The following is a 16702-nucleotide window of genomic DNA, read 5'->3' as shown; positions in this document are numbered from 1 at the left end:
CTTTTTTTGTTATTTTATAGGACTTCCAGGAGCCCTTGTTGAATAAGCACTCGTTTCCGTAAATGTTGGAAGGAACGAAAGCCAAAAGCGACCCGTTGTATGACTTTAATCAGGTTGTTTTTCCCTTCCAGTTTTCCATTCGAATAAGGCTGGGTAAAGGACAACATAATGGCGTTTCGGTATTTAGTTAAGAAACGAAGGGACTTGCGAAACGGTTCTTCTAGCATTTGAGGGAGTTGGTCAATAATGGTAAAGAACTGTTGCGCTTCGCGCTTCTCAAAAGCCTCCAGGAGCCCTTGATAAACTTCATAAGAAGCTTGGAGGACAGGATCAATCGTTAATAAATAATCGACCACTTCGGATTCTGTGACGTATTTTTTGCGAAAAAGAGGGAACTGTTTTAGTTGTTCGTACCCTAAATGTTGATGTTTCTTTTGCAATTGTTTCCAGTATTTTTTTAACTTTCGATAATCTTTCATTTGTTGGGCGTCTCCCTTTTTCAGCTTGTTCATTGAACGAATGCGTTGTTGGTTGAAGGCGCGCGAGATTTGTTGGATGACATGGAAATGATCGATAAGGATCTTCGCCTTCGGGAACACTTGGTGGATCATGGGACTATAAGAAGCATTCATATCCATGACCACATGTTGGACTTTTTGACGGGCTTGGTAAGCAAACCGTTGAAAGTAAGCGACTCATTTGAAGTTTCGGCGGTCCTCTAAGATATCGATGATTTTCCCGGTTTGAGCGTCGCTAAAGATAAAACACATGGCGCCTTCACAATCCTTTGTTCCTTTAAATTCATCGATTAATAAATGCTTAGGCAGATCGTTTGGTCTGAATTGGGGCCCTTTATAGAAGGTATCCAATACACGCTCCACCGTTTTAACCGAAACCAAATAACGCAAAGCAATATCCTTCATAGAAATTTTTTTCTTTAGATCGACGGCAATGGCAAATTTCAAAGCTTGCGAAATATAACGATCTTTAGCGATATAATAGGTTTTGGCGCTAAGGGTATGATGACAGGCTTTACAGTAAAAGAGTTGTTTAAATAATCGCAAGATACTAGGCACTTCCTGATAAGGAAGTAACTGAATATCAGAAGGCTTCAAGGAATGTTTTATAAGAGTGTTCCCTTCATTTATCACACCACAACACTCGCAAGCTTTCGGAGTGTACGTGAGGACACCGTAAAAGACATTGGACATTCGGTGATGAAGGTTTTCTTTTTGCACCGCTTGAGCTGAAAAAAAGATGTGAGGGTCCTTCATATTGAGTAGATTTTTAACCGCTAGGTCTAGATTATTGTCTTTGTTTTTGATATCTTTATAATGAAGCATTTGTTTCCTCCTTTAGATTTTGTGTCCAACTTAATTATAAAGGAAACAAATGCTTTTTTGTTATACAAAAAAATAAGTGCTATCACTCATTCTATGAGTAACAACACTAAATATTATAGACCCGAAATTAAAAGACCTTGGGTATATAAATAAACCCCAAGGTCTTTTTTATAAACGAAGGAAAGTATGAGTGATTTGCCCTCTTTTTCCCAAGTATTACTTATTTTAAATGTACTGATAGAGGCGTCCTAATAAACACAGAGCTATCTTTGTAGGAAAATTATTATTTTCCTGCGCAGGCAGCTTTATAATACTATTAGTGTTCAAACTTCTTCATCCAATAAGGTAAAGCTTGGCTAATTTTAGTGGGTAATACCACGTAATTATCATGAGCCAATTGATCGGCAATGTAACTGTGCAAATAAACGGCGGCATTTGTAGCATCGACTGTATCAGGAAATTGGGCTAAGAATCCGGATATGATTCCTGCTAAAGTATCTCCGGTACCGCCTGTCGCCATGCCAGGGTTACCCAATGGATTTTGAAACCGACCTTGATTGCTATAAATTTCTGTATGATGACTTTTTAAAACGATGGTTGCTTGTAGTTTTTTCTGTTCTTTTTGATTATTTTCTTCAGTTTGATCAGCGATTTTTACGCCACTTAGTCGTTGCCACTCCATTTGATGAGGTGTAAAAATCGTTTGTGTCGGGTAAGGAAGTTGTTCGTTGCCTTTAGCAAACAATGTAATTGCTGAGCCATCGATCACTAATAGTTGATCTTCTTTTTGCTTTTGAAAAATGTAAGACAATAAATCTTGGCTTTTTTTATCTTCTCCTAGACCAGGACCAATCAATATAACATCAGCAGAATCAAGCACAGAATCACACAATTCTTTGTCGTTCCAATCAACCGTCATAGCTTCTGGCATGCGCGCATGTAAAGCTGGATGATTGCTGGGATCAGTCATTACCGTGGTTAAACCACTACCGGCATTTACACAAGCCTCGGCACTCATCATAATTGCGCCACCAAACTGGGCATTTCCTCCGACTAAGACGGTTCGGCCAAACGTTCCTTTATGAGAATTTTGTGGTCGTGTTTGAATAATGGACAGGCATTGTTTTGATAAACGTTGCATAAAAACAGCTCCTTAAGATTTATTCATGCTCTTTTTATTATAACTCTTTCCTTTAGTGAAGAAAAATAATGTAAATGAAATGGGCACGCTACAAAACTTTTTTATCAAGCAAATAAGTGGTATCATAAAAAAGAAGTTAAAATTACGAGGGGGAATTATTTATGGCAATTGATTGGCAAAAAGAAGTCGATGCAAGAAAAGACGACCTTCTAGACGACTTAAAAGAATTATTAAAGGTAAAAAGTGAACGAGAAGATGACAAAATAACAGCCGATGCACCGTTTGGACCGGGACCACGTGATGCGTTAAAACATATGCTTTCTTACGGTGAACGCGATGGTTTTACCGTTAAAAATGTGGATAATTATGCTGGGCATATCGAATTTGGTCAAGGCGATGAAACGTTGGGTATTTTCGGTCATATGGACGTAGTACCTGCAGGCGATGATTGGGAAACAGATCCGTATGAACCAGTGATTAAAGATGGTAAATTATTTGCACGTGGTTCTTCAGACGACAAGGGCCCAAGTCTCGCAGCTTATTATGCGATGAAAATTATTAAAGATTTAAATCTACCCTTATCTAAAAAAGTTCGCTTTGTCGTAGGTTCAGATGAAGAAAGCGGCTGGGGCGATATGGACCATTATTTTGAAAAAGAAAAAACACCTGATTTTGGTTTTTCACCGGACGCTGAATTTCCTATTATTAATGGCGAAAAAGGAAATGTATCTATCCGAGTTCATATCGGTATTGGAAATGAAGGCAGTTATACACTGGAAAAATTCCAAGGCGGTCTGCGCGATAATATGGTTCCTACAAGCGCTTCTGCCCAAGTAAAGACGACAACTACTGAACAAGCAGAAGCAATGGAAATTGCTTTTAATGAATACGTGGGTACAACACCAATATCAGGAACAAGTATAATAAATGGTACAACGATTATTTTCCAAGTAGGCGGGAAGGGTTCTCATGGGGCTAGCCCACAATTCGGTCACAATGCCGCAACTTGGTTGGCAGCCTTTTTAGATAATTATGATTTTGCTGGGGGCGCCAAAAATTTCCTTCATGTTGCTGCAGCTTATGTTCATGAAGACTTCTATGGTGAAAAATTAGGAGCCGCTTTTGAGGATCCTAAAATGGGTAAATTGACTATGAATGCCGGCATTTTTGATTTTGATACAGACAAAGAGGATGCTTTAATCAATTTGAATTTCCGCTACCCACAAGGAACTTCATCAGAAACCTTACAAGCTAGTATAAATGACAAGATCGGTCAATATGGTGTTACTTTGACTGAAGGTGGTCATCATATGTTGCCACATTACGTTCCCCAAGAAGATCCACTAGTTAAAACATTATTGGATGTATATGAAGAACATACTGGTGAAAAAGGTGAAGAACAAATTATCGGTGGCGGTACGTATGGGCGTTTATTAGAACGCGGCGTCGCTTTTGGAGCAATGTTCCCCGGATTTGTAGATACTATGCACCAACCAAACGAATTTATTGCACTAGACGATTTGTATAAGGCTACAGTTATCTATGCTGACGCGATTTATCGCTTAGCAAAATAAACAAATTTAGAAAATAAAGAATTCCGAGTAAAGCGGCTTTGGCCACGCTACTCGGAATTTTTTTATAACAAAAATAAGTGAATTTGCTATATTACTTACTTTTTAGCAATAATTTAAACCCTCGCCTTTTGTAACGAAAATGGACTAGCAGTTCTTTCATAATTGAAATCCTCTTTGTATCAGTCTCTTACTTTAAATGCTGGTACGTTTAATATCCAATACGCTACCAGTTTTAGCGTCAGCTAAAAATTCATAGGTAATCAAATGGTCGTCTTCTAGACGTGTAATTCCACCGTTATAACCTTCTGTACGAACGGCAAATTTTCGTATCGGTTGTTTTTCAAAATTAATCCAAGAACCTTCAATAGGGCCTTCTTTCAAAAAGGCTTTTTTGATACCTTGTAAGATGTCATCAGCTGATAGTCGTTGTTTATTTTGGATAAATAATGCAGAAGCGATACCGCTTAAAAGACCAATACCTACGCCAATAGCTACTCCGCCTTTGAAATTACTTACTTGATCTTCTTCATACATCGCCATGCTCCTCTCTTTTCGATAAATAATCTTGTCTATATTTTAACATAGAACACTGATCGTCGTTTACTAAAAGTTTGCAGTTGAAAATTGTTTTTTTTGCTTCTAGTTGCCGCTGGACTCAATCTCGGTTATTTGCTAATTCATAATGCTGCTGAGTATACGCTATAATCTTTTCAGCAGTACTATTTATATACTCAAATCCAGCTATCTGAGCAAAATCTTTTGCTTCATCATGGAAGGAAGTTTGTGTTGCAAATAACGATTGCCAACAAGCATCAATACTAGAAAAACTTAACAAATTTTCAAATGTCTGCTGTTTTTCAGGGAGAAAGTTGAATAGATATTTATAATTTTTACCAACGTTGATCTTATCTTTCTGCAAGACAGCTTTCCAACTTAACAATCTTAATAGTTCTTTTTGACAAATGGTATATAGATGATCGCTAGCATACAGTAATTCGCCGCGCGCTAGACCTTTTACAACATAAGTGCTTACCCACCAAAACTCGTTGCAACATTCATTGAAAGTACGTTGGGTTGCAGAGAGGAACTGATAAGCATTATCGGAAGGTTCAGGTAGGTTAGCTAACAAACGTTGTGGATCAGAGAGTATTTTTATCATAGGTTCACCCGCTGACCACTGCTGAATATAAGAGATAGGGCAAAGCGTTAGATCGATGCGATTGCCATCTTCAAATAACATTAAAAAAGTGAAACACTCGCCTAATTCAGAGGGCCAGAGTACAGTTTCTTCGGGCGTTTGCATGATCAAGCGTTGACCGAAGGCGTTTAGCCATTGGCGATTTTCTAGGAGCGTTTTTTTGTCATCTACGATATAGACAATATCGTAATCTTGGAATTCATCTTTAGTAACGTTCTTATTTACCCGTGAGCCGCTCATAGCAACAGCTTTTACTTGCGAGATTTTTTGTGCTACTGCTAAAATCAGCTGCATCATTTCTGCTTCACTACGCATGGCTAGGCCCTCCTTTTTATACTATTATAACAAAATTTGTTAGTTTTTATGAGGTGGCTTTTCTATAATCGAATTTACGTTATAATAAAAAGTATAAGTAAGAAATTAAAAGGGGGCAGGTTTTGGCTTTTGCCAAACAATAATATGGAAGAAAAAACATTTCAACGAATTAAAGAATTAACAGAGCTACAAGGAACGAGTGGATTTGAACAAGACATTCGGGCTTATATGAAAGAAGCGATATCACCTCTAGTTGACGATGTCGAACAAGATGGTTTAGGGGGGATTTTTGGAATTCGGCCGCACGAAGACACAACAGCGCCACGTGTCATGGTTGCAGCGCACATGGATGAAGTTGGATTTATGGTTACTCAAATTACGGATCGCGGATTATTTGAAGTAACGCCTCTAGGTGGTTGGAATCCTTATGTGGTTTCGGCGCAACGTTTTACTTTGAAAACGGCAAAAGGCGACTATCCTTGTATTTCTTCATCAGTCCCACCACATCTTTTACGAGGAACTGCAGGTCAAAAATCTGTGCAAGTGACGGATATTTTATTTGATGCTGGCTTTGAATCCAAAGAAGAAGCAGAAGAATATGGCGTACGCCCTGGCGATACCCTGGTTCCTCAAGTTGAAACGACGAAAACAGCGAATGGAAAAAATATCATCGCAAAATCATGGGACAACCGTTACGGATGTACGGTAGTTTTAGAAGCCTTGGAAGCCTTAAAAAATGAAAAATTAGGCCACACGTTGATTGCAGGTGCTGACGTGCAAGAAGAAGTGGGTTTGCGAGGTGTAAAACCGGCAGTAACCAAATTTGATCCGGATTTGTTTTTTGCGGTCGATTGTTCCGCAGCAGATGATACGAAAACCAAAAAGGGGACCTTCGGACACTTAGGTGAAGGCACGTTATTACGTATCTACGATCCAGGTTTGATCATGTTACCACGCTTAAAAGAATATTTGTTGGATACAGCAGAAACCCATAATATTCCTTATCAATATTTCGTTTCAAAAGGGGGTACTGATGCCGGTAATGCACACACTACGAATCATGGGATTCCAAGTTCGGTTATTGGAGTATGTGGACGCTATATTCATACGCACCAAACAATGTTTAATATTGCTGACTTTGAAGCTGCGCGCGAAATGCTGATCCAGGTATTAAAAGGTCTAGATAAAAGTACTGTGGAAACGATTGTTAAAGGGAAATAGGTAAAGTAAAAGACTAAAAAACCAATTCTAAAAATATTTCAAGAGTAAAATTTATTGAGACAAAACTTTATAGTAACAGGGGTTGTTTTCTTAACCGGAAAAATAACTTATTTTCTCACATACATGCCACCATTATCCATAATTATTGGAGGCACATCGAGGAAGATGCCTCCAATAGTTTATAGATTGGAGGTACATCAAGGAAGATGCCTCCAATAGTTTATAGATTGGAGGCACATCGAGGAAGATGCCCCCAATAGTTTATAGATTGGAGGCACATCGAGGAAGATGCCCCCAATAAATTATAGATTGGAGGCACATCGAGGAAGATCCCTCCAATAATTTATAGATGTGACAAATTTCAAATATAACGACTTTGAATAAAAAGTGATATAATGAAATTAGTATAAAAAGAAAGTTGGCAATTTATGATTATTCCAAAAGATGTTGAAGAGTTGGCTAGTTATGTAGAAGAAGGGACGAACGTCTTTTGTTTTATGGCAGATTGGTGTGGCGATTGTCAATTTATCAAGCCATTTTTACCGGAAATTGAAGCAGACTTTCCCAATTTGCAATTTATTGCAGTTGATCGTGATAGGTATATAGAAATTGCAAAAATGTGGGATATTTTTGGTATTCCAAGTTTTGTTGTCATAAAAAATGGCGAAGAAAGTGGTCGTCTCGTTAATAAAAAACGAAAAACAAAAGAAGAAATTGAAGATTTTTTACGCAGTGTAGGATAAAAAATAAAAAGGGTGAGCAAAATGGATCAAACATATCAAACAGTTTTAGTTGGCGTGGATGGTTCTTCTCAAGCAAACGAAGCATTTGAAAAAGCAGTTGAAGTTGCTAGAAGAAATAATGGACGTGTCCTTGTGGTCAAAGTCATCGAACAGCAAGTTCCTTCAACTATGGGGTTTGCTCCTTTAGGTGAATCAGTGCTTGCACAAGAAGAAAAAGATGCAAATGAACTGATTCAAGAATGCAAAGACTATGCTGCTTCTGTTTCATTTGAAAATATTGAAGGCTTGGTTGTCTATGGTTCAACCAAAACGGCTTTAACCGCTGAACTTCCCGAAAAATATGGTGTGGACTTGATCATGGTTGGCCAATCCGGCTTAAATGCTGTAGAACGTTTCATTACGGGAAGCGTAGCAAGTTATGTTATTCGCCAAGCACCATGCGATGTATTGATTATCACACCTAGTAAAGAGTCAGAATCGTAAAACGATTTTGTATGAATAAAGAAAATATGTTGTGAAATGAATTTTTAGGAGGAACAATTTTGATTTTTGCTTATAATCCAGCTTATGTCGGTGACACACTGCTAATCATTACAGACGATGATAAGGGGCTACTACAAGAGGTGACGCGCAAAGGAAAGGTTGCCCGAATTCAAACTGAAGATAAACGCACCGTTGGTTGGAATATCTTTGGGATTTCTCAGTTAATGGCGTTACAAGATGTGGGCCAAGTAGAACTTACAGAAAAACAAATTGGCTTACTGAACCAGACTTTGCAAGAAGCTGGCTTTACTGAAACTTTACCTACAAAGGTTCAGACAAAGTTTGTTATAGGCTATGTGAAAACTTGTGAAGCGCATAAAGATAGCGATCATTTATCAATTACTGAGGTTGAGGTCGATCAAGAAGAGACGCTGCAGATTGTTTGTGGGGCCCCCAATATTCGTGAAAGGCTAAAAGTTGTTGTTGCAAAACCAGGAGCGATGATGCCAGATGGCACAATGATTTGGCCAGGTGAATTACGAGGCGTCGAAAGCTTTGGGATGATTTGCTCGGCTAAAGAATTGCAGTTGCCTGATGCTCCAGAAAAGCGTGGTATATTAGAATTATCGGAAGATGCGGTTGTAGGAAAAGCATTTTTTGGAGAATAGAAAAAAACAGGGCGAGGTCAATTAACCTCGTCCTTTACTATTTATTATTGGTTTCCGTTATTTTGTTCAATGATTGATTGATCTTCTGACAATTTAATGTTTACTGACTGCTCCTCACCTTCTCGATAAAAAGTAAGTTTCAAGTTATCTCCTACTGATTTTTTATACAAGGCAGCTCGAAGTTCGGTAGAGTTTGTTATTTCTTTATCATCAGCTTTTGTAATGACATCGTATTGTTCTAAACCTGCGTCACTTGCTGGAGAGTTATTACCAGGATTTTGGACGACAACACCATTTTCTACAGAATCAGGAATTTTCAAAACTTGTTCCCTTTGTTCAGTAGAAATAGTATTTAAGTCAAGCATGGAAATGCCTAGTGCTGGACGAGTAATTTCACCATTTTGTTCTAATTCGTTAATAATATCAGTCACATCGTTACTTGGAATAGAAAAGCCCATGCCTTCAACACTTACACCTGCTTGGCCGGAACTAGCAATTTTACTAGAATTAATACCAACTACTTGACCACCAGCGTTGATTAGAGGTCCACCAGAATTACCAGGGTTGATTGCAGCATCGGTTTGAATAGCATTGATATTCACATCTTCACCAGATTCACTTTGACTTGATACCAAACGATTTAAAGAAGAAATGATTCCTTGTGTTACAGAATTGGCATAGTCAGAACCTAAAGGAGAGCCAATTGCAATAGCAGGTTCACCGACTTTTAACTCATCTGAATCTCCAAATGTTGCAACAGTATCTACATTATCAGAAGAAATTTGCAAAACAGCTAAATCGGTATATGCGTCTGTTCCAACTAATTCTGCAGTTTCTCTTGTGCCGTCGGACATCAAAACTTCTAGTCCATTTTGACCTTCGACAACGTGGTTATTTGTTACGATGTAGGCATTATCGCCATCTTCTTTATAAATCACACCACTACCTTCACCTGCAGGTTCTTCCTCTGAGTCATCTTCTTGTTGTTCTGTATCAAAGAAGCCCTCACTTCCTTGTGGTGAAGCGTTTTGTAGGTTAATAACGGAAACAACCGCATCTTGCACTTTATTTACTGCATCAGTTGTGTCACTATCCGCGTCGACTTTCACATTACTTACTTGTACATTGTCATTATCATCCGTTACACCGGATGTGGAAGTTGCTTCGTTTGATTGGAAGGGGTTAACTGAACCGCCGGAAAGATAATAAAATCCACCGATTACAAGTAGTCCACCGATTACCCCACCTAACAGACCAATTCCAAATTTTTTAACCCACCCACTCTTTTTAGGACGGGGAGTCACATCTTTTTTTGCCATGGTCATTACCTCCTTGGTAATTTCTATATACCTAGTATAATATTATTAGGTAAGTCTAGTCTACTGTCAGACTTTGAAATAATTGTGAAAAAGCTGGGATAAAAAATTTTCAAAAAAATGAAGAAACAATTTCCACAACAATTGTGTAAAATTTTGAGGAAAAGTTGTGTATAATTAAAGTAGTCTTTATCCACAGGCTTGTGGATAAAGTGGATATTTTTGTTTAAAACATACGTTCCTATATAAAACCTTGCTAGAAAAGGAACGTTTTCCACAGAAAACTGGGGATAACTCTGTGCAAACTGTGCATAACTATGTTGAAAAAGTAAAAGGAGAACATTTATGAATATTAAAATTATCAGTGTAGGAAAATTAAAAGAAAAATATTTAGTACAAGGGATCCAGGAATATGCCAAACGGTTACAAGCATATACCAAGATTCAGTTCATCGAAGTTCCAGATGAAAAAGCCCCAGAAAATCTGAGTGAGACAGAAATGATTTTAGTAAAAGAAAAAGAAGGAAAACGTATCTTAGCAAAAGTTCGGGAGGACGAGTTTCTTTTCGCATTAGCAATTGATGGAAAAAATCCTTCCAGTGAAGCCTTTGCTAAACAAATTGACCAATTGACGATTCAAGGCAAGAGCAACTTAACTTTTGTGATTGGGGGTTCGTTAGGTTTGAGTGAGGGTGTCTTAAATAGAAGCAACGCTCAGCTTTCTTTTGGTAAAATGACCTACCCCCATCAATTGATGCGCCTAATTTTAGTTGAACAAATTTATCGTGCATTTCGGATTAACCGTGGAGAACCGTATCATAAGTGAGGTATTTATAAGACAATTGGTTACTTGGCTTTGAATCTGGAGGGATAGCTAACAAATGAAAGACAGTAAAGTAATTGTAGTAAGTGGTATGGGCGGTAGTGGTAAAACCACTATCGTTAAGGGGCTGATCAAACGATATCCAAATAGTAAATGCTTATCGTTTGATGATTACGATATTGATGCTTTGCCCTCGGCGCCCGCTATTTCTACGCCTATTGAAATTGCAGTCAATCAATATGATGTTAGTGCGTTATTAATAGATCTTAAAGCAGCTTATGGTCGGTATTCTTACCTATTTGTTGATTTTCCCTTTGGTTATAAACATAAAGCAATCCAAGAAATGGTTGATAAGGTTATTTACGTTAAAACACCACTAGATATTTGCTTTGCTCGGAGATTGATACGAGATTTTAAAGGTGAAACTACTGATAATATACAAAAGATGGCTAGGCATTATTTGAGTTTCGGGCGTCCTATTTTTATAGACTATGAAAGATTTATTATACAAGATGTAGACTTAGTGATAGACGGCGCCTTAAAAAGTGATGAAAACATTGAAATTATTGACACTATACTTCCATAATGTATAGCTATGTTAAAGGTCACGTTTTAGCTAGAATAAAATTCGAATATTAGTAGTATACAAACTTAGCGTTTATAATAAAGAAAAAGATTGCTATTCATTTCTAAACTTAGCGGCGTATCATAAAACATTTGATGTATAAAATAGAGCATAATTATTTTCTGGTTTTGGCTATATCTCCAGGAGGGGATAAAAATGGAACGGACAAGAGAAGAGGTGCTAAGAGAACTTTATAATCTTATCATCAATAAGGGAACACGTGATTGGGAACGGTCTGTGTTAACTTCAACAAAGGATGCTTTGGAAGCAGGCGCCAACGTCAACGCTCAGCTTGCTAAATTGGAAGAAAAATTTCGTCCACTTGCCCTTAGAGATAACTTAACGGGGGATGTTGCTGATTTTTATTTAAAAATTACAGGGGAGTCAGTTGAAGAAGCACGTTTTGATTTTTCGAAACATAGTATTGAAGATTTTAACTATCAAGATTATGCGATATTTGGTGGCGGTTGTTTTTGGTGTATGGTAGAACCTTTTGAAACTAAGTCGGGCATTGATTCTGTTTTGTCAGGATATACGGGCGGACATACACCACATCCAAGTTATGACCAAGTACTTGGCGGTTTTACAGGCCATGTCGAAGCGGTTGAAATTATTTTTGATACGCAGATGATTAGCTATAAAGAATTAGTTGATTTATACTGGCAACTCATCGATCCAACAGATGGGTTAGGTCAATTTCAAGACAGAGGTTATCAATATAGACCAATTATTTTTGTGAGAAATGAACAACAAAGACAAATCGCCGAAGAATCAAAACAAAAAGTGATTGATTCTGGCAGATATAAACAACCGATCGTAACTGAAATTCAACCCGCAAGCACTTTTTGGCCGGCAGAAAACCACTATCAACAGTTCTATAAAAAGCACTATAAAAGATATAAAAGAATTAAGCGTTACCGTCAACGTTTTTTGCTTTATCAATATCTAAAAGGTGAAATTCGAATGAGATGGAAGAAAGGAAAAACTTAACCCTACCCTAATCCTAATCAAAGAATTGATAGACAATGATTCTCATAAGAAAGTGCATGTAACTAAATTTAATTGTTTTAATAAGAACTGCTTCAATAACCTCACCTATAGAGTTAGCATTTTTATCACGGCTGGCGTGATTAAAGAATGCTGCTCTATTTTTTTCAATAGTAAAAAGAGAAATTTAAGCTATCATTTTGTGAAGGGTAATTGTTGGTAAAATTTCAATCACTCCTGTTATAATAATCTTGTGATTTTAAAAACAAAATGTTAAAGAAGCTGTTCTTGTTGTTTAAGTGGATTTTTTGAATAATTGTGATGGGGGAGTGAGTGTGTATGAAGAAAGTATTGATTGTAGGAGCTGGTGTTGCTGGTTTGACCGCTGCTGTGCGTTTACAGTATTTAGGTTATGATGTGACACTTTACGAAAAAAATAACCAAGTTGGCGGAAAAATGAATCAAATCAAGGAAGAAGGGTTCTGCTTTGATGTTGGTCCAACGATTGTTATGATGAAAGATATTTACGAGGAGATTTTTTCTTTCTGTCAGCGAAATCCAGCAGACTATTTACCAATGGAAAAAGTAGATCCCATGCTTCATTTATATTTTTTTGAAGAACCGCCACTGTCATTTTCTTCGGATTTAACTCAGTTGATGCATACCTTAGAATCAATTTCTGAAGAAGACGCCCAAGGATATTTAGGCTTTTTGTCTGATATTTATAAGCGTTATCTGATAGCTAAAGATGCTTTTATTACACGCTCATTTCGTTCATTTTGGGATTTTTATAATCCCAGTTCATTGATGGCTGGATTAAAACTGAGAACATTTAACGATGCATATAGTTCAATTGTAAAATTTGTAAAAGATGAACGGTTACGTAAATCGTTAGCTTTCCAGACCCTTTATATTGGTGTTTCACCATATCAGGGCCCTTCATTATATACAATGATACCTATGATTGAATTATTTTATGGTGTTTATTTTATTAAAGGAGGGATGTATACTCTTGCGCAAGCTTTAGAGCGATTGTTTAAAGAGCTTGGCGGTAAACTGTATTGTAATACAATTGTGGATGAAATTTTAATTGAAAACAAGCAAGCGATTGGGCTTCAAATCGGAAAGGAAACAGTTTTTGGCGATGCTATTATCTGTGGCGCAGATTTTCCTTACGCAATGACAGCACTTATTCCTAATGAAAATGACCGAGGAAAATATACTGATAAGAAAATTAAAAAAATGGAATATTCGTGTTCTTGTTTTTTGATGTATCTAGGGGTAGATAAAAAATATGATGTGCAGGCTTTGCATTCGATTTATTTTGCTAAAGATTTCAAACGTAATGTTGATCAATTATTTGAAGAAGGTACTCTTCCAGATGACCCCTCTTTTTATATTTATGTTCCGACATTGATGGATGAATCTTTGGCTCCATCCGAAAATGAAGCAGTCTATATCCTAGTTCCTGTTCCTGAGCTATCTAAGTTTTCAGACTGGAGTTCAGCTACGATTGAAAAGTACCGGACACAAGTGCTTAATAAACTAAAAGAAGAAACAATATTTAAAGATATTGATGAGCATATTGTCTTTGAAAAACAGTATACGCCTAAAGATTTCCAAACGGATTTTAACGCCTATAACGGAGCAACATTCGGTTTGAAACCGACGCTCAAGCAAAGTAATTATTATCGGCCGCATAACAAATTTGCCTATGCAGATCATTTATATTTTTGCGGGAGTAGTACTTATCCAGGAGCGGGCGTGCCAATCGTTATGCAAAGTGCCAAACTAGCAGTGGAGGAGTTGCTAAAAGATGACCAATGAGTTTGAACGGTATAAAGAAGATTTTCTTACGTGCAAAAAGATAATTCAACAGCATTCAAAAAGCTTTTATGCGGCTTTTTCACAATTACCAAAAGAAAAAGCATGGAGCATTTTTGCGGTTTATGCGTTTTGTCGCAAGGCAGACGATTTAATTGATAAACATCACGATATTACAGGCCTGCTTAAATTAGAACAAGAACTCCAGGCGTTTGCAACAGGACATATACCCAATCAAGCGATGTGGCGCGCACTGTCAGTGGTATTTCAAAATTACGATATGCCTATACAGCCATTTTTCGACATGCTGGAAGGGCAAAAGCAAGATGAGACGTTTACTCAGCCTGAAACACAAGCTGAACTGATTGATTACTGTTATTATGTAGCAGGCTCAGTTGGGTTGATGTTGTTGCCGATACTTTCTAAAAATTGGCGGAAAATTACAGCACAAGCCAAAAAGATGGGCGAAGCGATGCAATTAACGAATATTTTGCGTGACATAGGAGAAGACTTTGATAACAATCGAATTTATTTGCCACAAGAAGTTCTAACTAAATTTGGCGTATCTAAGCGTATGCTGCAGCAAAAAAAGGTAACAGATGAATTTATTGCTGCATGGGAATTTGAAGCTCACATTGCTGAAAAGTCTTATCAAAACGGGTTAACCATGCTCCCCTTGATTGATCAAGAGGCACGCAAGGCGGTTGTGGCTGCTAGTTTCTTCTATCGCGAGTTATTAACTCAAGTTTCGCACACCAAATCTGGGAGATAAGCCTTGATATAACGGGGCAGAGTATCCACCCAGTGTTGGAGTTGACTTGTAATAAAATCTTGTAATTGGCTTCCTGATTCTTCGCTTACCGCTTGAATAATATGTACTAATTCGATAAGAGCAGCGGACCAATCGAGTTCTTTTATTTGATCGCCCAGTTCATAAAATAAGCCACCTAAGGTCCGCTCATCATTGGCACAGCGCTGCTGCCAGCTTAATAAAATATACCGTGTGAACACAATGGTGGTGTGACAAATTAAGGCTTGATAATGTCGCGTTTGTGTTTCTTTAGTCAGATGAAGCAATGATTTCGATGCCTTAAAAAATGTCTCGATGTCCCATCTCGCCGAGTATGTTTTGACCATTTCTTGGGAAGATAAATCCAGATCATCGGTCATAATCGCCAACCAAGCACTTTTCTTATTGTGATTTTTGACAAAAACGATTTTCACGGGATTTTTGCCGGAGCTTGGTTTCACCACAATCGAGGAAATAATCGCTTCTTGTGTATATTCTTTCGTAGATTTGGCATAAAGTTCTTCCAGCTTGTATAAACGTTGATGAAAAAGGTATTTGGTTTTTCCATTTTTCACCATCCCAATGGTGTGAATCCCCATATCGTGTAATTGGTCTATCATTTTAGGGGAAGTAAACCATTTATCCATCAACACATGGGTGGCGTAAATCCCTTGGTTCAAGGCGCGTTGAACCATCTCAAGTGCCACTTCGGGCATTTTACGACTTGATTCGTTGAATCGTTTGGCTCCTACGGTTCGTTGAATCGTTTGGCTCCTACGGTTCGTTGATCTTTTTCTGCTATTGTTTGGTTCACTTTTTTCTTACCGGATAGTAACCCGAAATCAATCGGAATGAAAGAATAGCCATCGGAGAATCCTAAAGTAAGCATACGATACCCTTTGTATCCTTGTTTGAGCGCATGATCCCAAAGACGAGCTAAGCCTGGTACCTCTTGGCTTCGATTACGATAAAACGTCGAATCATCCAAGATCAACGTCCGAATATGGGTTTTCGTATCCGTTAAAGAATGGAGCTTTTCGATGACAGACGCACTAAACCGAAGTAAAAACAGACGCCAGTTGTTATGGGGATTGTTCATCCATCGATACACGGTATCTTTTTTCATGTATTGGTCGCTTTCCCGCCCACTGAGAACTTGGTTTAAGGATTTTCCTTTAAAGACGAGGCTAAAGAGAAAAGTGAATAGAATAGCCACCGAATACCCTTTTTGCTTTTCCATATGGGCTTGTTTTAAAAATTGCGTGACTTTTAATTCAGAAAAAAGGGCTTTTATTTCATTCGGTAATTGATTTTTAATAGCTTTTAAGTGTACCATAAAGGCAAGAACTCCTTTGTTTTTGGTTTGTGGTTAAATCAATTATAAAACAAAAGGAGTTCTTTTTGTATAAAAAGGTAGGCAGTCAATATCAGGACTTTTTTCGACCTAAGAGTTGATAAGACCGTTGTTTAATATCATTTTACATGTGCGAAACTTGAGTTATTAACAGTGATTCGAAAGAAAAATTATGCTGTTTTAACTACCAGGCAAAAGGTCAGCCGACAAAGAAAACTTACTTTGTTACCTGAAATCGCTAGAATTGCTGCTGAAGCTTGATTGAAGATAATAAATAAAGAAAGAAGCTGTGACATAA

14 protein-coding genes and 2 pseudogenes are annotated in these 16702 nt (G+C 37.6%); 10 read left to right on the top strand and 6 right to left on the bottom strand.

Annotated features, from left to right (window positions below; all coding sequences use genetic code 11):
• Window positions 1-14: 14 nt before the first annotated feature.
• Both C7K43_RS09450 and C7K43_RS09445 read right to left on the bottom strand, forming a co-directional pair.
• Window positions 15-1343, bottom strand: a pseudogene (locus C7K43_RS09450) (ISL3 family transposase).
• A gap of 316 nt (window positions 1344-1659) precedes the next feature.
• Window positions 1660-2484 (bottom strand): NAD(P)H-hydrate dehydratase, encoded by an 825-nt coding sequence (locus C7K43_RS09445; protein ID WP_124006610.1) that lies wholly within the window; start codon window positions 2482-2484, stop codon window positions 1660-1662.
• A 161-nt stretch (window positions 2485-2645) separates the two neighbouring features.
• Here C7K43_RS09445 and pepV point away from each other — a divergent pair, with 161 nt between their 5' ends.
• The gene (gene pepV, locus C7K43_RS09440) at window positions 2646-4058 is read left to right on the top strand and encodes a dipeptidase PepV (RefSeq protein WP_124006609.1); all 1413 of its coding nucleotides are present in this window, start codon (window positions 2646-2648) and stop codon (window positions 4056-4058) included.
• 192 nt (window positions 4059-4250) lie between these two features.
• On the opposite strand, the gene C7K43_RS09435 is transcribed toward pepV, so the two are convergent.
• Together C7K43_RS09435 and C7K43_RS09430 are read right to left on the bottom strand one after the other, a co-directional pair.
• Window positions 4251-4592, bottom strand: coding sequence for a hypothetical protein (locus tag C7K43_RS09435; protein ID WP_124006608.1), 342 nt, complete (start codon window positions 4590-4592; stop codon window positions 4251-4253).
• 121 nt (window positions 4593-4713) lie between these two features.
• On the bottom strand, window positions 4714-5571 hold the full coding sequence (locus tag C7K43_RS09430) for an aminoglycoside 6-adenylyltransferase (RefSeq protein ID WP_124006607.1): 858 nt from the start codon (window positions 5569-5571) through the stop codon (window positions 4714-4716).
• Between the two features lie 144 nt (window positions 5572-5715).
• Between C7K43_RS09430 and pepA the strand changes: the two genes are divergently transcribed.
• The 4 genes from pepA to ytpR all read left to right on the top strand — a co-directional run bounded on the left by pepA (window position 5716) and on the right by ytpR (window position 8686).
• On the top strand, window positions 5716-6792 hold the full coding sequence (gene pepA / locus C7K43_RS09425) for a glutamyl aminopeptidase (RefSeq protein ID WP_124007275.1): 1077 nt from the start codon (window positions 5716-5718) through the stop codon (window positions 6790-6792).
• Between the two features lie 428 nt (window positions 6793-7220).
• Entirely contained in the window at window positions 7221-7535 is a 315-nt protein-coding gene (locus tag C7K43_RS09420; RefSeq protein WP_124006606.1) for a thioredoxin family protein, read from the top strand.
• 21 nt (window positions 7536-7556) lie between these two features.
• The gene (locus C7K43_RS09415) at window positions 7557-8018 is read left to right on the top strand and encodes a universal stress protein (RefSeq protein ID WP_124006605.1); all 462 of its coding nucleotides are present in this window, start codon (window positions 7557-7559) and stop codon (window positions 8016-8018) included.
• Between the two features lie 59 nt (window positions 8019-8077).
• Window positions 8078-8686 (top strand): YtpR family tRNA-binding protein, encoded by a 609-nt coding sequence (gene ytpR, locus C7K43_RS09410; protein WP_124006604.1) that lies wholly within the window; start codon window positions 8078-8080, stop codon window positions 8684-8686.
• Window positions 8687-8730: 44 nt separating this feature from the next.
• On the opposite strand, the gene C7K43_RS09405 is transcribed toward ytpR, so the two are convergent.
• Window positions 8731-10005, bottom strand: a complete 1275-nt coding sequence (locus C7K43_RS09405) for a S1C family serine protease (protein ID WP_124006603.1) — start codon at window positions 10003-10005, stop codon at window positions 8731-8733.
• A gap of 342 nt (window positions 10006-10347) precedes the next feature.
• On the opposite strand from C7K43_RS09405, the gene rlmH reads away from it, so the two are divergent.
• The 5 genes from rlmH to C7K43_RS09380 all read left to right on the top strand — a co-directional run bounded on the left by rlmH (window position 10348) and on the right by C7K43_RS09380 (window position 15032).
• Window positions 10348-10827 carry a 23S rRNA (pseudouridine(1915)-N(3))-methyltransferase RlmH gene (gene rlmH / locus C7K43_RS09400; protein ID WP_124006602.1) on the top strand — a complete coding sequence of 160 codons (480 nt, stop codon included), beginning with the start codon at window positions 10348-10350 and terminating at the stop codon, window positions 10825-10827.
• 55 nt (window positions 10828-10882) lie between these two features.
• The gene (locus C7K43_RS09395; protein ID WP_124006601.1) at window positions 10883-11410 is read left to right on the top strand and encodes a nucleoside/nucleotide kinase family protein; all 528 of its coding nucleotides are present in this window, start codon (window positions 10883-10885) and stop codon (window positions 11408-11410) included.
• A gap of 195 nt (window positions 11411-11605) precedes the next feature.
• Window positions 11606-12439, top strand: a complete 834-nt coding sequence (gene msrA, locus C7K43_RS09390) for a peptide-methionine (S)-S-oxide reductase MsrA (protein WP_124006600.1) — start codon at window positions 11606-11608, stop codon at window positions 12437-12439.
• Window positions 12440-12775: 336 nt separating this feature from the next.
• Window positions 12776-14263: a phytoene desaturase family protein gene (locus tag C7K43_RS09385; RefSeq protein ID WP_124006599.1), complete on the top strand. Its 1488-nt coding sequence runs from the start codon at window positions 12776-12778 to the stop codon at window positions 14261-14263.
• Complete coding sequence (locus tag C7K43_RS09380; RefSeq protein ID WP_124006598.1) at window positions 14253-15032, top strand: phytoene/squalene synthase family protein; 780 nt, start codon at window positions 14253-14255, stop codon at window positions 15030-15032. The genes C7K43_RS09385 and C7K43_RS09380 overlap by 11 nt, the downstream gene beginning before the upstream one ends.
• Here C7K43_RS09380 and C7K43_RS13690 read toward each other — a convergent pair.
• A pseudogene (locus tag C7K43_RS13690) lies at window positions 15002-16386 on the bottom strand (IS4 family transposase). The gene C7K43_RS09380 and the pseudogene C7K43_RS13690 sit on opposite strands and share 31 nt — an antisense overlap.
• Window positions 16387-16702 lie beyond the last annotated feature (316 nt).

Origin of the sequence: Tetragenococcus koreensis (assembly GCF_003795145.1) — a bacterium.
GTDB classification, from domain to species: Bacteria; Bacillota; Bacilli; order Lactobacillales; family Enterococcaceae; genus Tetragenococcus; species Tetragenococcus koreensis.
Note: the sequence above shows the minus strand (reverse complement) of the source record. Positions and strands in the feature narration are given on the sequence as shown.